The 20593-nt window shown below is 73.0% G+C and carries 17 protein-coding genes; 5 read left to right on the plus strand and 12 right to left on the minus strand.

All coding sequences use genetic code 11. The features are described from left to right. Positions 1-351 precede the first annotated feature (351 nt). Entirely contained in the window at positions 352-1359 is a 1008-nt protein-coding gene (locus IF02_RS0112815) for a stage II sporulation protein M (protein WP_030156392.1), read from the minus strand. A gap of 113 nt (positions 1360-1472) precedes the next feature. Here IF02_RS0112815 and IF02_RS0112820 point away from each other — a divergent pair, with 113 nt between their 5' ends. Both IF02_RS0112820 and IF02_RS0112825 read left to right on the plus strand, forming a co-directional pair. Then, on the plus strand, positions 1473-2450 hold the full coding sequence (locus IF02_RS0112820; RefSeq protein WP_030156394.1) for an RDD family protein: 978 nt from the start codon (positions 1473-1475) through the stop codon (positions 2448-2450). Positions 2451-2468: 18 nt separating this feature from the next. Continuing rightward, entirely contained in the window at positions 2469-2774 is a 306-nt protein-coding gene (locus IF02_RS0112825) for a hypothetical protein (protein WP_030156396.1), read from the plus strand. Positions 2775-2802: 28 nt separating this feature from the next. Here IF02_RS0112825 and IF02_RS0112830 read toward each other — a convergent pair whose 3' ends face one another. Together IF02_RS0112830 and ahcY are read right to left on the minus strand one after the other, a co-directional pair. Beyond that, on the minus strand, positions 2803-3423 hold the full coding sequence (locus IF02_RS0112830) for a hypothetical protein (RefSeq protein WP_030156398.1): 621 nt from the start codon (positions 3421-3423) through the stop codon (positions 2803-2805). Positions 3424-3553: 130 nt separating this feature from the next. Beyond that, the gene (gene ahcY / locus IF02_RS0112835) at positions 3554-4990 is read right to left on the minus strand and encodes an adenosylhomocysteinase (RefSeq protein ID WP_030156399.1); all 1437 of its coding nucleotides are present in this window, start codon (positions 4988-4990) and stop codon (positions 3554-3556) included. A 332-nt stretch (positions 4991-5322) separates the two neighbouring features. Here ahcY and IF02_RS0112840 point away from each other — a divergent pair, with 332 nt between their 5' ends. Beyond that, positions 5323-7419, plus strand: coding sequence for a fructose-specific PTS transporter subunit EIIC (locus tag IF02_RS0112840; RefSeq protein WP_030156401.1), 2097 nt, complete (start codon positions 5323-5325; stop codon positions 7417-7419). Between the two features lie 99 nt (positions 7420-7518). Here IF02_RS0112840 and IF02_RS0112845 read toward each other — a convergent pair whose 3' ends face one another. From IF02_RS0112845 to IF02_RS0112870, 6 genes are all read right to left on the minus strand, one after another. After that, on the minus strand, positions 7519-8448 hold the full coding sequence (locus IF02_RS0112845) for a cation diffusion facilitator family transporter (RefSeq protein WP_030156403.1): 930 nt from the start codon (positions 8446-8448) through the stop codon (positions 7519-7521). A 93-nt stretch (positions 8449-8541) separates the two neighbouring features. Next, on the minus strand, positions 8542-9699 hold the full coding sequence (manA, locus tag IF02_RS0112850) for a mannose-6-phosphate isomerase, class I (protein WP_030156404.1): 1158 nt from the start codon (positions 9697-9699) through the stop codon (positions 8542-8544). Positions 9700-9742: 43 nt separating this feature from the next. Continuing rightward, positions 9743-10876, minus strand: a complete 1134-nt coding sequence (locus tag IF02_RS0112855) for an SIS domain-containing protein (RefSeq protein ID WP_030156406.1) — start codon at positions 10874-10876, stop codon at positions 9743-9745. A 117-nt stretch (positions 10877-10993) separates the two neighbouring features. After that, complete coding sequence (locus IF02_RS0112860; RefSeq protein ID WP_030156407.1) at positions 10994-11179, minus strand: Trm112 family protein; 186 nt, start codon at positions 11177-11179, stop codon at positions 10994-10996. Positions 11180-11265: 86 nt separating this feature from the next. Then, on the minus strand, positions 11266-12636 hold the full coding sequence (locus IF02_RS0112865) for a phosphomannomutase/phosphoglucomutase (RefSeq protein WP_030156408.1): 1371 nt from the start codon (positions 12634-12636) through the stop codon (positions 11266-11268). A 75-nt stretch (positions 12637-12711) separates the two neighbouring features. Further along, positions 12712-13137, minus strand: a complete 426-nt coding sequence (locus tag IF02_RS0112870; protein ID WP_078622061.1) for a DUF3499 domain-containing protein — start codon at positions 13135-13137, stop codon at positions 12712-12714. Positions 13138-13230: 93 nt separating this feature from the next. On the opposite strand from IF02_RS0112870, the gene IF02_RS0112875 reads away from it, so the two are divergent. Next, complete coding sequence (locus IF02_RS0112875) at positions 13231-13710, plus strand: metallopeptidase family protein (RefSeq protein WP_078622062.1); 480 nt, start codon at positions 13231-13233, stop codon at positions 13708-13710. A 33-nt stretch (positions 13711-13743) separates the two neighbouring features. Here IF02_RS0112875 and IF02_RS0112880 read toward each other — a convergent pair whose 3' ends face one another. The 3 genes from IF02_RS0112880 to IF02_RS0112890 form a co-directional block, all read right to left on the minus strand. Next, positions 13744-15225 (minus strand): DUF5719 family protein, encoded by a 1482-nt coding sequence (locus tag IF02_RS0112880; RefSeq protein WP_030156411.1) that lies wholly within the window; start codon positions 15223-15225, stop codon positions 13744-13746. Beyond that, positions 15222-18851: a glycosyltransferase family 2 protein gene (locus IF02_RS0112885; protein WP_078622063.1), complete on the minus strand. Its 3630-nt coding sequence runs from the start codon at positions 18849-18851 to the stop codon at positions 15222-15224. Before IF02_RS0112885 ends, IF02_RS0112880 begins: the two co-directional genes overlap by 4 nt. A gap of 267 nt (positions 18852-19118) precedes the next feature. Further along, entirely contained in the window at positions 19119-19382 is a 264-nt protein-coding gene (locus IF02_RS0112890; RefSeq protein ID WP_003983763.1) for a WhiB family transcriptional regulator, read from the minus strand. Positions 19383-20033: 651 nt separating this feature from the next. Here IF02_RS0112890 and IF02_RS0112895 point away from each other — a divergent pair. Beyond that, on the plus strand, positions 20034-20579 hold the full coding sequence (locus tag IF02_RS0112895) for a cysteine dioxygenase (RefSeq protein ID WP_051696181.1): 546 nt from the start codon (positions 20034-20036) through the stop codon (positions 20577-20579). Positions 20580-20593: the final 14 nt, after the last annotated feature.

Here is a 20593-nt window from a genome sequence, read left to right on the forward strand (position 1 = left end):
ACCCTCTCGGGCTTTCCTCCGGGCTTTCGTTCTTCGTTCTTGCGTTTCCGACTCTATCAGAGTCAGTTCCGCTTGCTTTCCGGGGTCTTCGCTTTCGCGCTTTCCCTTTCCGGCGATTCCGACTCTATCAGAAGTTTTCCACCGGATTTCCCGGCTTCGGATTCCTGAATGAGGAGTCGATTGTGCCCCACGGGAATTCAATTCCTTTGGGGGCGAGAGAGACTTCAAACCATCGCTGCCGAACTTGTCCAGTTCGAGGCAACCGTTCGAATCTACCTCCCCACGGCGACGGTGTCAACAGTCGCTGCGGGACGACCAGGAGACTAGCAGCTGAACGGGGTGCTACGCACATCAGGCCGCCGTCGGCAGCGTGGCCGTCTGGTCGGCTGCCTCCACGTCCCCCACCTCGCCGGCGCGCGCGGCCCGGCCGCCCAGGACGTAGACGTACGCCAGGAACAGGGCCTCGGCGGCGACGCCGATCGTGATGCGGGCCCAGGTCGGGAGGCCGGACGGGGTCACGAAGCCCTCGATCAGGCCCGATACGAACAGGACCACCGCAAGGCCGATCGCCATGCCCAGCGCGGCCCGCCCCTGCTCGGCGAGGGCGGCGCGGCGCGTGCGCGGGCCCGGGTCGACGACCGTCCAGCCGAGGCGCAGGCCGGTGCCCGCCGCCACGAAGACGGCGGTCAGTTCGAGCAGGCCGTGCGGCAGGATCAGGCCGAGGAAGACGTCGAGGCGGCCCGCCGAGGCCATCAGGCCGATGCCCGTGCCGAGGTTGAGCATGTTCACGAAGAGGATCCAGAGCACCGGTATCCCCAGGAACGCGCCCAGGACCAGGCAGATCGCGGCCGCCTGGGCGTTGTTCGTCCAGACCTGGGCGGCGAAGGAGCCCGCCGGGTTGCTGGAGTAGTACGTCTCGTACCCGCCACCCGGCTTCGTGAGCGCCTTCAGGTCCTCCGGGGCCGCGATGGCGCCCTGCACCTCCGGATGCGTGGCTATCCACCAGCCGAGGAGGATGCCGACGGCCGTGGAGATCAGCGCCGTCGGTATCCACCAGCGGCGGCTGCGGTACACGGCGGCCGGGAAGCCCGCGGTGAAGAAGCGGGCCGCGTCGCGCCAGCCGGCGCGGCGGGCGCCCGTCACGGTGGCGCGGGCGCGGGCGACGAGCTGGGTCAGGCGGCCCGTGAGCATCGGGTCCGGGGTGCTGGACTGGATCAGCGAGAGGTGTGTGGAGGCCCGCTGGTACAGAGCGACCAGTTCGTCCGCCTCGGCGCCGGTCAGCCGGCGGCCGCGGCCGAGCAGCTGTTCCAGGCGGTCCCATTCCGCCCGGTGGGCCGTCACGAAGACGTCGAGATCCATCCGGTTACCGCTCCCCTGCCCCAGGACCCTCTGCTTCTGCTTACTTCTACCGTGGTCAGCTTGGCAGACTGGGTGGCCAAGGGGCGGGTCCGGTCACGGGAAAGGTGTGCAGGGTGAGCGATCTGGTGACGGGGGACGCGGTCGTCTTGGGGCTGAGGCCGGCGAGGCTGCCGAGCCGGGCGCTGGCGATCTTCCTCGACCTGCTCGTGTACCTCACCGGGTACCTGCTCATCTCGATCGGGCTGACCCTCGCGACCGCCTCGCTGGACACGGCCGCACAGGCCGCGGTGTCGGTGGCGAGCTTCGTCCTGGTGCTGGTCGGCGTGCCGATCGCGGTGGAGACGCTGTCCCACGGGCGTTCGCTCGGCAAGCTCGCCTGCGGGCTGCGCGTCGTGCGCGACGACGGCGGGCCGATCCGCTTCCGGCACGCGCTGGTGCGCGGGGCGATGGGGGTCGTGGAGCTGCTGGGCACCTTCGGTGCCATCGCCTGTATCGCGTCGCTCGTCTCTGCGCGGGGCCGGCGGCTGGGGGACGTGTTCGCGGGGGCGCTGGTCATACGGGAACGGGTGCCGGGGGCGCGGGTCATGCCGGTGCCCGCGCCGCCGCCGTGGCTGGCCGGGCGGTTCTCCGGGCTGGACCTGTCGGCCGTACCGGACGGGCTGTGGCTGGCGATACGGCAGTACCTGACGCGGATGAACCAGCTGGACCCGCAGGTGGGCGCCGCCATGGCGGTGCGGCTCGCCGATGATCTGGTGGCGCGTACGGGAGCGCCGGCGCCGGTGGGGGTGCCGGCCGCCGCGTTCCTGATGGCGGTCGTGCACGAGCGGCAGTCCCGGGACGCGGCCCGCGCCTTCGGTCCCGGTGGGCCCTCGTACGCTCCGCCCGTCTACGCTCCGCCCGTCTACGCTCCGCCCGTCGCGCCCGCGATGCCCGCGGGGATGCCGGCCGTGTCGGGGCACCCGGCTCCCGGGGCGTACGCACCGCCGGCCGTACCGCCCGCGACTGCGCCGGTCCCGGTTCCGGTCCCGGGCGAGGTGCCCGCGGCTCCCGCGCCGCCGCGGCCCGCGACGGGGTTCGCGCCCCCGGCGTGATCGCCTAACGTGCGCGGCATGTCAGCGAACATCGCATTCACCTTCCGCGTCACGGGCATCGCGGACGAGGCCCGGGCGCAAGCCGTCGTCGAGGAGCTCCGGGAGCTGATGCGGGACGAGAGCATGGGCGGACAGGTCACGATCGGCGTCCGGCGGGAGGGCGGCGTGCACGTCGTCACCGGCGGGACCGATTTCCCGGTCTCCGTCAGCCGCGCCCACCTGTGGTGCCCGGAGTTCGAGAAGTCCGTCGCCTGGTACGCGAAGGAGGCCGCGCCCTCGGCGACGTGCACGGTCGAGTGGAGCCACCCCGACGAGCAGTGCTGACGCGGGGGCGGGGCGCCGGACGGGGCCGTCAGTCCTCGGGGAACGTCGACGGCGGGGTCTCCAGGTGCTCCAGCTCGATGCCGGGGGCGGCGAGGACGACGTCCCCGGCGATGTGGACCGTGTGGACCTCGCCCGTGTCCAGGGCGGTGACCTGGTACTCGTCCACCACGAGCGGTCCGCTGTCCGTCGCGTGCCCGGCGCGCCCCCGCAGCGCCCACGCCTGGTCGACCGTACGGGGCGCCAGCACCGGGTCGGTGAGCGCGACGAGCCGGACCCGGGTCGCGGGGGCGCCGGGGGTCAGCCGCAGCAGGCGGGCCGTCGCGACGAGGAAGGCCGGCGAGGTGCCGGTGAAGCCCGCGGCGGGGACGTTGCCCTCGGTGGCCTCGGTTCCGGCCGGGTCGGAGCGCACCCAGGTGACCCCGTCGATGGCGGCGCCGCGGACCTGCCAGCTCGAAGCGTTGGCTTCGAGGCGGATCGGGCGGCCGAGTTCGTCGATGGCGAGGTCGACCGAGCCGCGGTGTTCGCCGTCCGGGCCGGTGAGCTGGGAGACGTAGCGCCAGCCGGAGGGGCCGGGCGCGCAGTGGAAGTGCTCCTCGCCGAGGGGCGTGTGGTCGTGCGGGTCGTGGAGCGAGTAGCGGCCGCGGGGCATGGGGTGCCGTCCTTGCGTACGTCGTACGGGGTCGTGCGGGTCGGGCCCACGGGGCAGGCCCCCGGCGTACGTGCCGGGGGCCTGCTCGGTGCTGTGCATCCGCGGGGATCGGCCGGGGACCAACCGGGGATCAGTAGCGGTAGTGGTCCGGCTTGTACGGGCCCTCGACCTTGACGCCGATGTAGTCGGCCTGCTCCTGGCGGAGCGTCGTGAGCCTGACGCCGAGGGCGTCGAGGTGGAGGCGGGCGACCTTCTCGTCGAGGTGCTTGGGCAGCACGTAGACGTCGGTCGGGTACTCCGAGGGCTTGGTGAAGAGCTCGATCTGGGCCAGGGTCTGGTCCGCGAAGGAGTTCGACATCACGAACGACGGGTGGCCGGTCGCGTTGCCCAGGTTCAGCAGGCGGCCCTCGGAGAGGACGATCAGGACCTTGCCGTCGGGGAACGTCCAGGTGTGAACCTGCGGCTTGACCTCGTCCTTGACGATGCCCTCGACCTTGGCCAGGCCGGCCATGTCGATCTCGTTGTCGAAGTGGCCGATGTTGCCCACGATCGCCTGGTGCTTCATCTTGGCCATGTCCCCGGCCATGATGATGTCCTTGTTGCCCGTGGTCGTGATGAAGATGTCGGCCGTCTCGACGACGTCGTCCAGGGTCGCGACCTGGAAGCCGTCCATGGCCGCCTGGAGCGCGCAGATCGGGTCGATCTCGGTGACGATGACGCGGGCGCCCTGGCCGCGCAGCGACTCGGCGCAGCCCTTGCCGACGTCGCCGTAGCCGAAGACGACCGCGACCTTGCCGCCGATGAGGACGTCGGTGGCGCGGTTGATGCCGTCGATGAGGGAGTGGCGGCAGCCGTACTTGTTGTCGAACTTCGACTTCGTGACGGCGTCGTTCACGTTGATCGCCGGGAAGAGCAGGGTGCCCTCGGCCATCATCTCGTACAGGCGGTGGACACCGGTGGTGGTCTCCTCGGTGACGCCGCGGATCTCGGACGCGAGCTGCGTCCACTTCTGCGGGGTCTCGCCGAGGGTGCGGTTCAGCAGGGTGAGGATGTGGCCGTACTCCTCGGAGTCCGCCGTGGACGGGTCCGGGGCGGAGCCGGCCTTCTCGAACTCGACGCCCTTGTGGACGAGGAGGGTGGCGTCACCACCGTCGTCGAGGATCATGTTCGGGCCGCCGGTGGGGGTGTTCGGCCAGGTCAGCGCCTGCTCCGTGCACCACCAGTACTCCTCCAGCGTCTCGCCCTTCCAGGCGAAGACGGGGACGCCCTGCGGGTTCTCCGGGGTGCCGTTCGGGCCGACGGCGATGGCGGCGGCCGCGTGGTCCTGGGTGGAGAAGATGTTGCAGGAGGCCCAGCGGACGTCGGCGCCGAGCGCGACCAGCGTCTCGATCAGGACGGCCGTCTGCACGGTCATGTGCAGCGAGCCGGTGATGCGGGCGCCGGCCAGCGGCTGGGTCTCGGCGTACTCGCGGCGGATCGACATCAGGCCGGGCATCTCGTGCTCGGCGAGGGTGATCTCCTTGCGGCCGAAGGCGGCGAGGGAAAGGTCGGCGACCTTGAAGTCCATGGGTGCTGCTCCTCATGGGTCGAGAGGGTGGGTACGGCTGAGCCGCGCATCGCCTGTGGGGGCGGTGCACCGGGCACTCAGTCCGTCGGGGGTCCTCTCTCCCCTCGGCCGGTCGCGAGGACCGCCCGACCGCCATCAGCAGCGACGCCTGACACTGATGACGAATCTACACCGATCGGCCGAGCGCGCCCCAGTGGGCCGGGGAAGAAGTCGCCGCGGAACCGGGGCCGTCCGGCCGACCCGATTCAGGCCTTTCGGTCTATTGATCAGACCCTTACGTGATGGACGATGCCGGAGGACCGTTCGTTCGTACGCGCGTGAAGGAGATTGCAGTGACCACTCCGGCCGACTCTCCCGGTGGCGGGACCGCGAGCGGGCGCACGCGCCTGAAGCTGCTCGCCGTCACCGCGTGCCCCACCGGGATCGCGCACACGTACATGGCCGCGGAGAAGCTCCAGCAGGCCGCCGCCCGCCTCGGCGTCGACATGAAGGTGGAGACGCAGGGCTCCATCGGGGCCGAGAACGTGTTCACTGACAACGATGTCAGAGAGGCGGACGGCATCATCATCGCCGCCGACAAGGAGGTCGACCGCGAGCGGTTCGCCGGCAAGCGGGTGCTGTCCACCTCAGTCGCCGACGGCGTCCACCGGCCGGAGGAGCTGATCGAGCGCGTGCGGAGCGCGCCGGTGCAGACCGGGACCGCGGCGGGTGCGGGCGGCGGCGGTGCGGGTGACAGCGGCGGAGCGGGTGGCGGTGGTGGCGGTGGCGGTGGCAAGGAGCGCAGCCTCGCGTACAAGGCCCTGATGAACGGCGTCAGCTACATGATCCCGTTCGTGGTGGTCGGCGGCCTGCTGATCGCCGTCTCCCTCGCACTCGGCGGGCACGCGACGGCCGAGGGGTACGTGATCCCCGAAGGCACCTTCTGGGCCCATGTGAACGCCATCGGCGGCATCGGCTTCCAGCTGATGATCCCGATCCTGTCCGGCTACATCGCGTACGCCATCGGCGACCGGCCGGCCCTCGTGCCGGGCATGATCGGCGGTTTCATCGCGAACACCGGGTCGCTGTACGACTCGAAGGCGGGCGCGGGCTTCATCGGCGCCATCGTGACGGGCTTCCTGGCCGGCCACCTGGTCCTGTGGATCAAGAAGGTCAAGGTCCCCAAGGCCGTCCGGCCGATCATGCCGGTCATCGTGATCCCGGTCGTCGCGACGACGACGCTGGGCCTGTTCTTCGTCTACGTCATCGGCAAGCCCATCGCCTGGGTCTTCGAGAACCTGACGAGCCGGCTGTCCGGCATGACCGGGACCAGCGCGATCCTGCTCGGCGCGATCCTCGGCCTGATGATCGCCTTCGACATGGGCGGCCCGGTCAACAAGACGGCGTTCCTCTTCGGTGCGGGGCTCATCGCCTCCGGGAACCACGCGGTCATGGGCATGTGCGCGGCGGCCATTCCGGTCATGCCGCTGGGCCAGGGCCTGGCGACGCTGCTGCGCCGCAAGCTGTACTCCGACCAGGAGCGCGAGACCGGCATGGCGGCGCTGTTCATGGGGATGTTCGGCATCTCGGAGGGCGCGATCCCGTTCGCGGCGGCGCGGCCGGCGATCGTCATCCCGGCGAACATGCTCGGTGGCGCGGTGGCCGGTGCGATCGCCGGTGTGGCGGGCGTGGGCGACCACGTGCCGCACGGCGGTCCGGTCGTGGCCGCGCTGGGTGCCGTCAGCGGCTGGGCCGGGTTCCTGATCGCCATCGCCGCCGGCACCGTCGTCACCGCCCTGACCACCAACGCCCTCATCGACCTCAAGGTGCGCCGGGGCGGGGCCGCCGCCGTGGCGCCCGCGGGTGTCGGTGTCCCCGAGCCGGTGCTCGTGGGGGTCGGTGCGGGCACGGGTGTCGGTACGGGTAGGGGTACGGGTACGGGCACCGCGACGGCGGTCGGCGCCGCCCCCGGCGGCGACCGGGCCGGTGCGCCCGAGGTGCTCTCCGGGTACCTCACCGCGCGGACCGTGAGGACCGAGCTGGCCTCCGGCACGAAGGAGGCGGCCATCCGCGAGATGGCCGAGATGCTGGCCACGACCGGGAACGTACGGGACGTGGACGAGCTCGTACGGGTCGCCCTCGCCCGCGAGGCGCAGGGCACGACGGGTCTCGGCGAGTCCATCGCCATCCCGCACGCCAAGACGGACGCGGTGTCCCGGCCGACGGTGGGCTTCGCCCGGTCCGGGGCGGGCATCGAATGGGGCGCGCTGGACGGGACCAAGGCCCGGCTGGTCTTCATGATCTCGGTGCCGGAGGCCGCCTCCGGCGACGAGCACCTGCGGATCCTCGCGCTGCTGTCCCGGGGGCTCATGGACGCGGACTTCCGGGACCGGCTCCTGTCGGCCCCGGACGCCCCGGCGGTGCTGGACGTGCTCCGCGAGATCCGGTAGCCGATACCCCTGACAACCGGGCAACCGGTCACCTGCGTACGAAGGCCCCCGCGGCGCATCTCGCGCGGCGGGGGCCTTCGTACGTGTGCAGGTACCGCGTCAGCCCTTCGCGGCGGCTTCCGCCTTGTAGATGTCCGGCTCCAGGTAGATCACGCGGGCGATGGGGACCGCCTCGCGGATCCGGGCCTCGGCGGCGTTGATCGCGTCCGCCACCTGCGTCGCGGTGTCGTCGCCCTCGACGGCGATCTTCGCGGCGACCAGGAGCTCCTCCGGGCCGAGGTGCAGGGTGCGCATGTGGATGATGCGGGTGACGACGTCGCCGTCGACGAGCGCGGCCTTGATCTTCTCGATGTCCTCCGTGCCCGCGGCCTCGCCGAGCAGCAGGGACTTCGTCTCGGCGGCCAGCACGACCGCGATGACGAGCAGCAGGGTGCCGATGCAGAGGGTGCCGATGCCGTCCCAGACGCCGTCGCCGGTCGCGAGGGCGAGGCCGACGCCGCCGAGGGCCAGGACCAGGCCGACGAGTGCGCCGAAGTCCTCCAGCAGGACCACCGGGAGCTCCGGGGCCTTGGCGCGCCGGATGAACTGGCTCCAGGTGAGGGTGCCGCGGATCTCGTTCGACTCCTTGATCGCCGTACGGAAGGAGAAGCTCTCGGCGATGATCGCGAAGACGAGCACGCCGATCGGCCAGTACCAGGCCTCGATGGGGTGCGGGTGGTTGACCTTCTCGATGCCCTCGTAGATGGCGAACATGCCGCCGACGGTGAAGAGCACGATGGAGACGAGGAAGGCGTAGATGTAGCGTTCGCGCCCGTATCCGAAGGGGTGTTGCGGCGTTGCCTCGCGCTGGGCCTTCTTCCCGCCGAGGAGCAGCAGCCCCTGGTTCCCGGAGTCGGCCAGCGAGTGGACGCTTTCCGCGAGCATCGACGACGAGCCGCTGAAGACGAAGGCCACGAACTTGGCTACAGCGATGGCGAGGTTGGCGGCGAGTGCCGCCACGATCGCCCTGGTACCGCCCGACGCGCTCATGGGTTTCCGGAGTCCCTTCCTCGGTACGGCGCCCCTGCCCGGGGCGCCGCTCTACGGCGGCACATTGTTGCAGCCGTGGCCGCGGACGCCACGTCAGACCGACACGGTGGCACGGAAAACAGTGCCGATACCGGACAGTTCGACCTTTTCGCCGGCCGGGACGAAGACCGTCTCCCCGGGCGACAGCGTCACTTCGCCGGCCTTCGCGCGGCCCGCCGTGCAGAGCAGGATCTGCGGGGCGGCGTCCGGCAGGAGGTGGGGGGCGGCGCCGGGGGCCAGGGCGAAGCGGGAGAGCCGGAATTCGTCGATGGGGGTCTCGTAGACCTCCTCGCCGTTGCCCTCGGGGCGCTGTACGGCCGGGTCGCCGGGCTCGAACCGCACGATCTTCAAGAGCTCGGGCACGTCCACGTGTTTGGGGGTGAGTCCTGCGCGCAGCACGTTGTCGGAGTTGGCGAGCAGCTCGACGCCGAGGCCGTCGAGGTAGGCGTGCGGGACGCCGGCGCCGAGGAACATCGCCTCGCCGGGCTGGAGTCGTACGTGGTTGAGGAGCATGGCCGCGATCACGCCCGGGTCGCCCGGGTAGTGGTGGACGAGCGGGGCGTACGGGGCGTACGGGCCTCCGAGCCGCTCGATCGCGGCGCCCGCCTCGGCGACCGTACGGGCCATCTCGGCGCGGTCCGCGGTCAGTACGGCGGTGAGCATCTCGCGCAGGGCCGCCTCCTCGGGGTGGGCCCGCAGCAGGTCGGCGTACGGCTTGAGCGAGTCCACCCCGAGGCCTTCGAGCAGTTCGGCGGCCTCCAGCGGCGGGCGGAACCCGCACAGGCCGTCGAAGTGGGTGAGCGCGCAGATCATCTCGGGCTTGTGGTTGGGGTCCTTGTAGTTGCGGTGGGCCGCGTCGGCCGGGATCCCGCGGCGCTCCTCGTCGGCGTAGCCCGCCTTGGCCTGCTCCAGATCGGGGTGGACCTGGAGGGACAGCGGGGCGCCGGCCGCGAGGAGTTTGAGGAGGAAGGGCAGCCGGGGGCCGAACTTGGTGACGGCGGCCGCGCCGAGCTCGCGCTCGGGGTCGGCGGCGATGACGTCCGCGAGGGTGGTCTCGCCGGCGCCGCGGTCGAGGCGGGAGGGGGCGCCGGGGTGGGCGCCCATCCACATCTCGGCCTGGGGCTCCCCGGTGGGTTCGACGCCGAGGAGCCCTGGGATCGCGGTGGTCGATCCCCAGGCGTAGGGGCGGATCGTGTTCGTCAGGCGGTCCATCTTCGTCCGTCTTCCTGGATGAAGGGCCGGCACGGTGGTGTGCTCAGCCGTGTCCCCTGGTCGCCAGCGCCAGGTAGGCGGTGGCGAAGTCCGTGACGGCGAGGAGTTCGGCGAGCTGTTCCAGTTCGCTGCCTTCCTCAGGTTCGAGCTCGCTGATGGCCGTGTCGTGGCTGAGGGCGAGCTCGCGCGCGGCCGGGGCGGCGGTGAGGCCGCCCGTGGGCCGGTCGCGCAGCAGGACGATGCGGGCACGGAGGGCCTGGGGCTCCTCCACCCGGTCACGGAAGAAGTCTTCGGGGTCGGCGCCGGCGGCGAAGGAGCCGGCGAGCAGGACCCCGTGGGCGGGCAGTGCCTCGGGCAGCTCGGCGGCCAGTGCGGGGCGGCCGGCGAGTTCGGCGAGGGTGGCGGCGAAGCGGCGGCCGGCCGGTCCGGCGCCGGCGCCCTCGCTCCAGATGAGCGGGAGGGTGTCGGCGAGCTCGGCGGCGAGGGTCTTGGCCGGGTTGGAGTACGTGGCGATGGCCGGTCCGCAGCGCTCGGCGGTGCGGTCGAGCCGGTCGGCGACGCCCTGCAGGGTCTCGGGGGCGGCGGTGATCAGCCCGACCTTGTCGAGGAGCAGGAGCAGCGGGATCAGCAGGGCCCACAGGGCGCCGGGTCCGGCCGCGGCCGACTCGTCGTACTCCTGGTACGGGGCCTTGGCCATCGGTACGAGGAGCCCGTGCGCGCCGTCCACGGCCTCGCTCAGCGGGGACCGCTCGGGCGCGACGGCGACGACGGTGCAGCCGCGCCGGTACGCCTGCTCGGCGAGGAGGGCGAGCCCGGGCTCGGAGCCGTCCGTGGTGGCGAGGAGCAGCAGGTCGACGGAGCCGGCCCAGCCGGGCAGCGCCCAGCGCAGGGCGCCCGCGGCGTGGGCGACGCCGGTGGGGTGCAGGCGGGTGACGGGTGCGGAGGCTCCGGCGAGGGCGCCGAGCAGGTCGGCGACTCCGGTGGCGGCGGTGCCGGACCCGGCGATGAGGACGGCGCGGGGCCGGCCGTCGGGGCGCAGGTCGGCGAGGCCCGCCTCGGTCGCGTGCCGGGCCGCGGTGCGGACTCTGGCCCCGGCCTCGGCGGCGCCGCGGAGCAGGCCGCGGCGGTCGGCGCGGGCGAGCTCGTCCGGTGCGTCGAGGAGCGACTCGTCGAGCATTGCGGCCTCCGGCTGATTTCAGAAGGGCGGGCGACTCGGTTGCTCGGGCGCCCGGCGCTGCGACGGGCGCCCCTTGGTGCCTGTGCGGCCCGGGACTCGCGGCCCGGGCCGGCGGCCTCAGGCGGGGCGGCGGGCCTCGTCGACGAGGAGGACCGGGATGCCGTCGCGGACCGGGTAGGCGAGGCCGCAGTCCTGGCCGGTGCAGATCAGCTCGGGAGCCGCTTCGTCGGCCGACTTGTCCTCGAGGGGCGAGTGGCAGGCGGGGCAGGCGAGGATCTCCAGAAGGCCGGCTTCGAGCGGCATGGGGCGGTTCCCTTCGAACATGCGGATTGGGCGAGGTCAGCGTACCGCCGGGCCGCACGTCGCGCGGCCCGGCCGTGACAGGGCGTTTATGCCCGGACGAGGGCGAGGACCTCGTCGCGGACCCTGGCGAGGGTCCCGGGGTCGCGGGCCTCGACGTTGAGGCGCAGCAGCGGCTCGGTGTTGGAGGCCCGCAGGTTGAACCACCAGTCGTCCGAGGTCGCGGTTAGGCCGTCGAGCTCGTCGAGGGTGATCCCCTCGGCGGAGCCGTACGCCTCCTTGACGGCGGCGAGCCGGCCGGCCTGGTCGGCGACGGTGGAGTTGATCTCGCCGGAGCCCGCGTAGCGGTCGTAGGAGGCGACGAGCTCGGAGAGCGGGCCGTCCTGGCCGCCGAGGGCCGCGAGGACGTGGAGCGCGGCGAGCATGCCGGTGTCCGCGTTCCAGAAGTCCTTGAAGTAGTAGTGCGCCGAGTGCTCGCCGCCGAAGATGGCGCCGGACTTGGCCATCTGCTCCTTGATGAAGGAGTGGCCGACGCGGGTGCGGACGGGGGTGCCGCCGTGCTCGCGGACGACCTCGGGCACGGACCAGGAGGTGATCAGGTTGTGGATCACCGTGCCGGTGCCGCCGTTGCGGGCCAGCTCGCGGGCCGCGACCAGGGCGGTGACGGCGGACGGGGAGACGCCCTCGCCGCGCTCGTCGACGACGAAGCAGCGGTCGGCGTCGCCGTCGAAGGCGAGGCCGAGGTCGGCGCCCTCGGCCTTCACTCGGGCCTGGAGGTCGACGATGTTCTTAGGGTCGAGGGGGTTGGCCTCGTGGTTGGGGAAGGTGCCGTCGAGCTCGAAGTACATCGGGACGACGTCCAGCGGCAGGCCCTCGAACACGGTCGGGACGGTGTGGCCGCCCATGCCGTTGCCCGCGTCGACGACGACCTTGAGCGGGCGGATGGCGCTGAGGTCGACCAGGCCCTTGAGGTGCTCGGCGTAGCCGGCGAGGGTGTCCTGCTCGGTGATCTTGCCGGGGGCGGTGCCTTCGGCGACGGCAGGGGCGCCCTGATCGGACCACTGCTCGGCGAGCTCGCGGATGGTGGAGAGGCCGGAGTCCTGGCCGACGGGGGCGGCGCCGGCCCGGCAGAGCTTGATGCCGTTGTAGCGGGCCGGGTTGTGCGAGGCCGTGAACATGGCGCCGGGCAGGTCCAGCGTGCCGGAGGCGTAGTACAGCTGGTCGGTGGAGCACAGCCCGATCAGGGTGACGTCCACGCCGCGGGCGGCCGCGCCGCGCGCGAAGGCGCCGGACAGGGCGGGCGAGGAGGGCCGCATGTCGTGGCCGACGACGATCGCGCTCGCACCGGTGACCTCGACGAAGGCAGCCCCGAACAGTTCGGCCAGCGACTCGTCCCACTCGTCGGGTACGACACCGCGTACGTCGTACGCCTTGACGATGTTCGAAAGATCTGCGGCCACTGCCTGCCCTCCTGAGGTGCTGTGCGGTGGAGCAAACCTACCTGCACGCGGAGCGGCTTTTCAGACCGTGTGATGTCAGGAGTCGGGCGAACGCAGGACGCGCAGGTGTCCGCGGCGCGTCTCCCCGGTGCCGCTGCCTCCGCTGCCCGGGCCGGATCCGCCCGCCTGCGCGGCGCGGTCGTGCGGACGGGCCGCTTCGCGGACGGCGTTGGCCAGCGCTTCGAGGTCGTCGCCGCTCGGGCGGGAGGGCGCGGACCCGTCGGTCAGGCGCACGACGTCCCAGCCGCGCGGGGCGGTCAGGCGCTCGGAGTGCTCGGCGCACAGGTCGTAGCAGTGGGGTTCCGCGTAGGTGGCGAGCGGGCCGAGGACTGCGGTCGAATCGGCGTAGACGTACGTCAGTGTCGCGACGGCAGGGCGGCCGCACGCGGTGCGCGAACAGCGACGTACAAGGCTCACGACGTTGGACGGTACCGCACTCTTGACCGGGCCGCGACGACTCACCCCCGGCCCACTCCCCCGTGTCGTGCCTGCGGAGGGGCGCGGCGGGTCCGGAAACGCCCGGGTGGCAGGGGCCGCGAGGGCTACCCTGCGGGGGTGACCGACAGCCCCCTGCCCCCTGGCCCGCCCCGCTCCGCCGAACCTCCCGCCGAGCCGCGGCCGCGCCGACGCGACCGGCACGGGCGGGGGATGCGGGGGCCGCTGGCCCCGCCGCAGGTGCCGTTGTCGGCGAGCCGGGCGGAGCTGTTCGGGGACCTCGTACGGGACTCGGTCGAGCGGCTGGAGCGGCGCTTCCCGCAGCTGGCGGAGGTGGAGTTCGTGGTCGCGGACGTGCCGGGGCCGCCGGGCGGTCCGGACGCCGGCTGGAACGACGAGGCGGTGCCGCTCGGGGCGCTGTCGGAGGCGGACGGGGCGGGACGGCCGGCGCGGGTCGTGGTGTTCCGGCGGCCGGTGGAGATCCGGACGAAGAGCCGGGACGAGCGCGCCCTGCTCGTGCACGAGATCGTGGTGGAGCAGGTGGCGGAGCTGCTGGGGCTGTCCCCGGAGACGGTGGACCCGCGGTACGGCCAGGACTGACGGGCGGTCCGGCCGTACCTCTCGTACGAGTCGCTAGTCGGTCAGGACCGTGAGGTCCTGGGCGGCCTTGGGGACCGAGACCATCGCGTGGTCGTCCGACAGCGGCTGGATCGTGAACATCGGGATCCCCTCGTGCGGCAGGGTCAGCGTGCGGGCCGCGTACACGGGCCCGCCGGAGACCGTCTCGACCGTCAGCGCGTAGGAGCCCTTGGCCCCCGCCGGGGCCAGCGACACCGCCTGCGTCGTGCCCGCCTTGACCGTGAACTCCTTCGAGGCCGGCTCCCCGGCCTCCGTGCCCGCCGAGGCCGTCACCTTGACCTTCGCGTCCGTGCCTCCCGCCACCGTCAGCGAGAGCACCGTCGCGTTCTCGTCGGCCCGGTTGTCGGCGACCGTGGCGCGCGTCCCGACCGGCCCGGTCGCCGGGACGAAGCCCAGCTCCTGCTTGGCGCCGCTGCCGCGGACCACGCGTACGGCGGCCACCACGGGTACGGCCTTCTTGCCGTTCGCCGGGACCAGCACCAGCGAGCCCGCCTCGCCGCGGGTCACGTCCTTGAGGTCGACGCTCGCGGTCATACCGCCCTTGAGGTGCAGCTGCTCGTTGTCCGCCGGGCTGATCGAGCCGTTCGGCCCGGCCAGCTTGAGGGTGAGGTCCGCGTCCTCCTCGCCCGGCGCGAAGGCCACCAGCCGTACGGAGGTGGCGTCCGCCGGGATCCCGGGCAGCACCAGCGAGCCCGCCGGGTCGGCGGAGGCAGGCAGCCAGTCGGCGCCCACCCCCTCCTCGCCGACCTGCACGGAGGCGCCGACCCGGCCCGCACGGGTCGTCACATGGGCGGTGACGTCCGGGAGCTGCATGCCGGGGGCCAGGGAGGCCAGCGAGACGGCCTTGGTGGACTTGGGGTCGATCCGGATGTTCTCGCCGGTGCCGCCGTCGGACTTGACCGCCCCGTCCGGGCCGAACATCTTGATGTCGATCACGGCCGCGGTGTCGTCCGGGTTGGTGAGGTGCACGTAGTCCTCGCGCCCCTTGGCCGTGCTCGCGCCGGGGAACCAGAAGTCGGTGCCGGGCGTGGTGCAGCCGACGCCCAGGACGCCGCGCGCCCGGCCGACCGTGACCTTCGTGGTCTGCTGCGCGGTCCAGCCGGGGGCCAGGATCCCGTCGGCGACGCCCGTCAGCGCGGGCGCCCCGGCGCCGGAGGCGGTCGCTCCGGCGGGCTTGCCGCGCTCTTTGAGCTCCAGCACCGGCTTGGCCTCCTTGGTCGCGCCGAGGAGGCGGGCCGCGCCCTTGCCCGCGGCGCCGGCCGCGCCGGGCGTGACCGCCGTGTACGTGGTCTCCGCGATGTCCGATGAGCTGGGCGCCGGGCAGACCAGCGCGGAGCGCTCCACCGGCATCCGGGCGGCGGCCGCCGGCTTGGCGTCGGCGGCAGGGGAGGCGGGGGCGGTGAGGTAGCCGACGCCGGTGACGGCCGCCAGGGCCGCGGCCACCGCCGCCAGCGTCAGGGGTGCGCGCTGCTTCACTGCTGGGGGCTCCCGTCCGGACGCGGTTCGTGCTGTCCGTAGGTGTCGTACGGCTGCTCGTACGGCGGGTAGGGGTACGGCTGCTGGGGCTGCTGCGGGTACGCCTGCGGGTCTTCGTAGCCCTGCTGCGGGTACGGGTACTGCTCGTACCCGGGGGCCTGGGCGGGCGCCGGCACGTACGGCTGCTGGGGCTGCTGGGGCTGCTGCTCGTACGCGTAGCCCTGGTCGCCGTACGCCTGGTACGCGTACGCGTCATCCCCGTACACCGGCTGCGCCGGGATCTGCGCGTACGGGTCGGCGACCGCGCCCGAGGGCTCCTCGGCGGCGGCCGGCGCGGCGGCCGGCGACTGCGCCTCCGCGCGCAGCCGGCGGGCGCGGCGGCCCTCGCCGGCCTCGCCCGCGGCGGACCGGTCGGCGGCCTCGGCCTCCTCCTCCGGCAGGTCGTCGTCGAGGCGCGCCCGGCGGCCCGGCAGGGCCATCACGAGCAGGACGAGCGCGAGCAGGCCCTGGGCCCAGTGCCAGGCGGTGCGGGTGAACGCGTCTGCGTGGACGAGGTCGAGGCGGCCTCCGTCGGCGGGCAGTTCGAAGCCCTGGGCCCAGCCGTCGAGGGTCTTGGACTTGAGGGGCTTGCCGTCGAGGGTGGCCTGCCAGCCGGGGGCCGCCCGGTCGGCGATGCGCAGCACGCGTCCCGACTCGCCCGCCGGGATCTTGGTGTGGACCTCGACGGGGCCGGAGGCGACCGGGATGGGCGCCTCGCCCGGCTTGCCGGAGACGATGGCGGCGCGGGCGACCTGGCGGTCCACCCGCCACAGGGCGCTGCCGTCGAGCTGGCTGAGGCGGCTGAGGCCCGGGGTGGCGTCGAGGACCTTGCGCATCTGCTGCGGGGCGCCGTCGCGGACCAGGATGTAGCGGATCGCGAACCCGCTGAGCTGGTCGCTCTGGTCGGCGCCGGAGCCGGCGACGAGGCTGGAGACGACCTTGTCGAGCTGGGGGCTGCTGCCGGCCGCGGCGGCGAGTTCGGCGTCGCCGAGGCGGCCGCCGGAGCCGCGGACCAGGGTGTAGGAGACGGTGGCGGGCGAGGTGCCGCCAAGGACGAGGGTGCGGGCCTGGTCGCGGGTGCCGCTCTCCTCGGCGACGAACGCCGGGACCTGGACGGGGTCGCGCCGCTCCAGCGGGCCGTCGGCGCCGCTGATCATCCAGCCGGCCGCGCCGAGCAGCGGGCCGGCGGCCGCGGCGAGCGCGATCAGCGCGGCGAGCGGCTGGCGCCAGCCGAAGCTGCTGGCGGCGACCCGCTCCTTGGCGCCGTCGGCGCCGACGACGGCGGCGGCGAGCAGGGCCAGTCCGTAGACGAGGGTGGCGGGCCCGGCCCAGCCGGTGCGGTTGACGACGACGGCCAGCAGCAGCGCGGCGAGGGCGGCGGCCCAGGCGCTGCGGACGGCGAACTGCCGCTCCCCGCGCAGCAGGGCCGCCAGGGCGGCGAGCACGATGCCGATGAGCAGCAGGCCGCCGGCGGTCCGGGGGCCGCCGGGGCTGATGCCGAGCAGGTCCAGGGCGGTGGCCGAGCCGGATCCGTACGGCAGGCCGGCCTCGCGCAGGAGCCGGTCGGGGTGCGTGAGCAGGCTCAGCGACCAGGGGGCGAGCACGAGGAGCGGGACGGCGAGCGTGGCGAGCAGCCGCAGGCCGTACGCCTTCCACTCGGCGCGGCGCAGCACCAGGGCGGCGGTCCCGAGGACGGCGGCCAGCGGCCAGACGACGGGGGTGAAGGCGGTGGCCAGGGTCAGCAGGAGGGTGTACGTCCACACCGGGCGCCAGCCGCCCCGCTCATCGCCCGCTGCGCCGAACCCGAAGGCGGCGACGGCCGAGCGGGCGATGAGCGGCAGCAGGATCGCGAGGACGGCGGTGCCGAGGCGGCCGCCGGCCAGGGCGCCGGTGACGGCGGGCAGGAAGGCGTAGGCGATGGCGGCCCAGGCGCGCAGCAGCCGGGATTCGACGAGCGGCCGGGAGGCGAAGTACGCGGTGAGCCCGGCGAGCGGGACCGAGCAGACGAGCAGCAGGGTCAGCGCGGCGCTGGTGGAGCCGAACAGCAGGACGGCGACGGAGCCGAGGACGGCGAGGTAGGGGGGCGCTCCGGCGGTGGAGCCGGCGGCGACGGGCTGCCAGTCGTCGGTGTAGGCCCGCCAGAGGGCGAGTCCGCTGTCGGGGGCGGGCAGCAGGGCGCCGCCCATGAGGGAGCCGCCGCCGAGCAGGGCGCGGCAGGCGATGACGGAGACGAGCAGGAGGAGGGCGAACAGGACGGGCGCGGGGTTGCGGGCGATCCGCTTGAGGCGCGCGAACTGTTCGATCTCCAGGTAGTCGGCGTCGTCGCCGCCGGGGCCGGATTCGACGGCTCCGCCGTGCCGGCCGACGGCGGCCGTGTCGGTGTCGCGGTCGGCGCCGAAGTAGCCGGCGAGCTGTTCGGCGTTGGCCCGCAGGCTCGCGCCCGGGGGCGGGAACAGGGGGCGCAGTTCCTTGGCGGGGACGGCGGGGCGGCCGCGTCTGCGGCGGGCGCCGAGGATCCGGCCGGGGCGCAGCAGGGTGGCGAGGAGGCCGGTGATCTCGTCGACGGCCTGGCCGGGGGCCTTGCCGACGAGGTAGGCGAGGGTGCGCAGCACGGTGCCGACGAGCAGGCGCAGCAGGACGTACGGCAGGGCGCGGCCGGTGCTGTTGGCGAGGACCGTGTAGACGGCGCCGGCCTTGTCGACGCGGTGCGGGCTGGAGCTCGTACGTCCGGCGCAGTCGACGGTGCGGCGCTCGCGGGCGGCGGCCTCGGCGTGGCGCAGGACGGCGTCGGGGGCGACGAGGACGGTGTGGCCGGCGCTCTGGGCGCGCCAGCAGAGGTCGACGTCGTCGCGCATGAGCGGCAGGCGGCGGTCGAAGCCGCCGAGGGCTTCGTAGACGTCGCGGCGTACGAGCATGCCGGCGGTGGAGACGGAGAGGACGGGGCGGACCTGGTCGTGCTGGCCCTGGTCCTGTTCGCGGCGGTCGAGGCCGGTCCAGCGGCGGCCGCTGCGGGCGATGGTGACGCCGGCTTCGAGGAGCTGCTTCTTGTCGTACCAGCCGCGCAGCTTGGGGCCGATGACGGCGGCGTCGGGGTTCTCGTCGGCGACGCGGAGCAGTTCGGTGAGGGCGTCGGGCTCGGGGGCGCTGTCGTCGTGGAGCAGCCAGAGCCACTGGACGGGTTCGCCGTGGGGGAGTTCGGGGAGGTCGTAGGCGTCGTCGCGCCAGGTGCGGCTGACGGGGTCCCAGCCGCTGGGGCGCTTGAGGTACGGGAGGTCCTCGGGGGTCAGGGCGGCGGCGCTGCGGGTGGCTTCGTCGACGGCGGCGCCGAAGCCGGTGCGGCGGGCGAGGTGGAGGACGCGGTCCTCGCCGAGGGCCTCGCCGAGCAAGCGCGCGGAGTCGTCGGCGCTGCCGGTGTCGGCGGCGACGTGGCTCTGGGCGGGGCGTTCCTGGCCGAGGAGGCCGGCGAGCGTTTTGGGCAGCCAGCGGGCGCCGTCGTGGGCGACGAGGACCGCGGTGACGACGTGCCGGGGGAACTCGGGTGTGGCGGCAGCCTGGTGGGAGGCCGTCGACTGGCTGTGCAGGGACATCGCTCTACTGGCCCTCCGGCCTGGGGGTCCCCCCGGACGCGGTCCGGGGAGTGGATCCGGGGGTGGTGTGCTCCCGGAGGCTGCTGGACAGCGCCCCACACTAACGGCTGGAAACACAGCGGTCCGCCTCCTGCGGGGAAGGTGCAGGAGGCGGACCGTTTGCTCTGCTCGTTGCTCTGTTCTGCGCGATGTTCCGCGCTACGTGCCGCGCGATGTTCCGTGTACCGCCGCGCGTTGCCGTGCGTTGCGCCGTGTTGCGCTGCGTGCTCAGACGGCGGCTTTTTTCAGCCGTCGGCGTTCGCGCTCGGAGAGGCCGCCCCAGATGCCGAATCGCTCGTCGTTGGCGAGTGCGTACTCAAGGCATTCGGAGCGGACTTCGCAGGCGAGGCAGACCTTCTTGGCCTCGCGGGTGGAGCCGCCCTTCTCGGGAAAGAAGGACTCGGGGTCGGTCTGGGCGCACAGAGCGCGCTCCTGCCATCCGAGCTCTTCGTCCGCCTCCTCGACCAGCAGTTCCTGAAACAGCTCGGTCATGTGCGCCCCTCGCTCTGTCTGTGCGTCCCCGTGGTGTTGTCGTCACTCATCGCTACGTAACGACACGAGTGAAATTACAAGTGGGCCGCTCCCGGCCAGTCAAGCCGAGATCTGCTATTGGGCCCCTTATTCACTCTGCGGAACCAAGCGTATGCAGAAAGTGTTCATATCGCCAAAAATCGTGACACATGCAACCGGTGCTCCACGGACCCCGTGCTCACCCGCAATCGACGTGCCGCTCCGCGGTGCGGTTGCGATCAAGCCAAAGAAGCGGCGCAGATCACATTTCGATCACGGGGCGGCGCGTCGGGTTTGGGCCGGGCCGGTGTGGCATCGGCGGGATGTGGAGCGCCACCTCCCCTCCATCGGTTTGCACAAACCTTTCTCCCAGCACGGCAACCGGATCAGATGAAACTTTTGCGGCCATACGTGGCATTGGGTTGACAGTCGGGCCCTCGACCCGGTCTCCTTGTCCCCATGTCAGTGACCTCGGCCGCCACCCGGACCCCCATTCGTGGGTTCCTGAGTGCTGCCCAGGTTCGCTGTTGCTGTTGCAGCTGTTGATGCCTCCGGAGCTTCGGCTCCCTTGAGCTCCGGCCACCCCCACAGCGACCGCCAGCACGACTGACATCCGTCGAGGACACCCCCACGATGAACAGCACGCCGCTCAGCACCCCCCTCACCGCTCCCGCCACGGCTCCCGTCGCCGTCGAGAGCGACCTCCAGATCGCCGGCGACATCCTCTCCGTCCAGCACCTCCTCCAGCCCGCCCGCGAACACCCGGCCACCGTCGCCGAGTTCGCCGGCCTCGCCCGCTCCATCGCCGCGAACCGCGCCGAGTGGGAGCACCTGGTCGAGTACGACGCCACCACCCGCTGGTACCACCGGCTGCGCACGGGCCCGGGCTACGAGGTCTGGCTGCTCAGCTGGGTCCCCGGCCAGGGAAGCGGCCGCCACGACCACGGCGCCTCCTCCGGCGTCATGACCGTCCTCGACGGCGAGCTCACCGAGCACGGCTCGCGCGGACCGCTCACCCTCGGCTCCGGCGCCCAGCGCGTTTTCGCCCCCGGCTACGCCCACGAGGTCGTCAACGACACCCTCGACGGAGCCGTCAGCCTGCACGTCTACTTCCCGGGCCTGACCGAGATGCCGATGCACAGCTGCTCCCCGGCCCGGTCCGAGGCCCTCTCCGTCTGATCCCGCGCGGCTGA

The sequence above is a fragment of the Streptomyces sp. NRRL S-244 genome (assembly GCF_000717915.1).
Classification (GTDB): domain Bacteria; phylum Actinomycetota; class Actinomycetes; order Streptomycetales; family Streptomycetaceae; genus Streptomyces.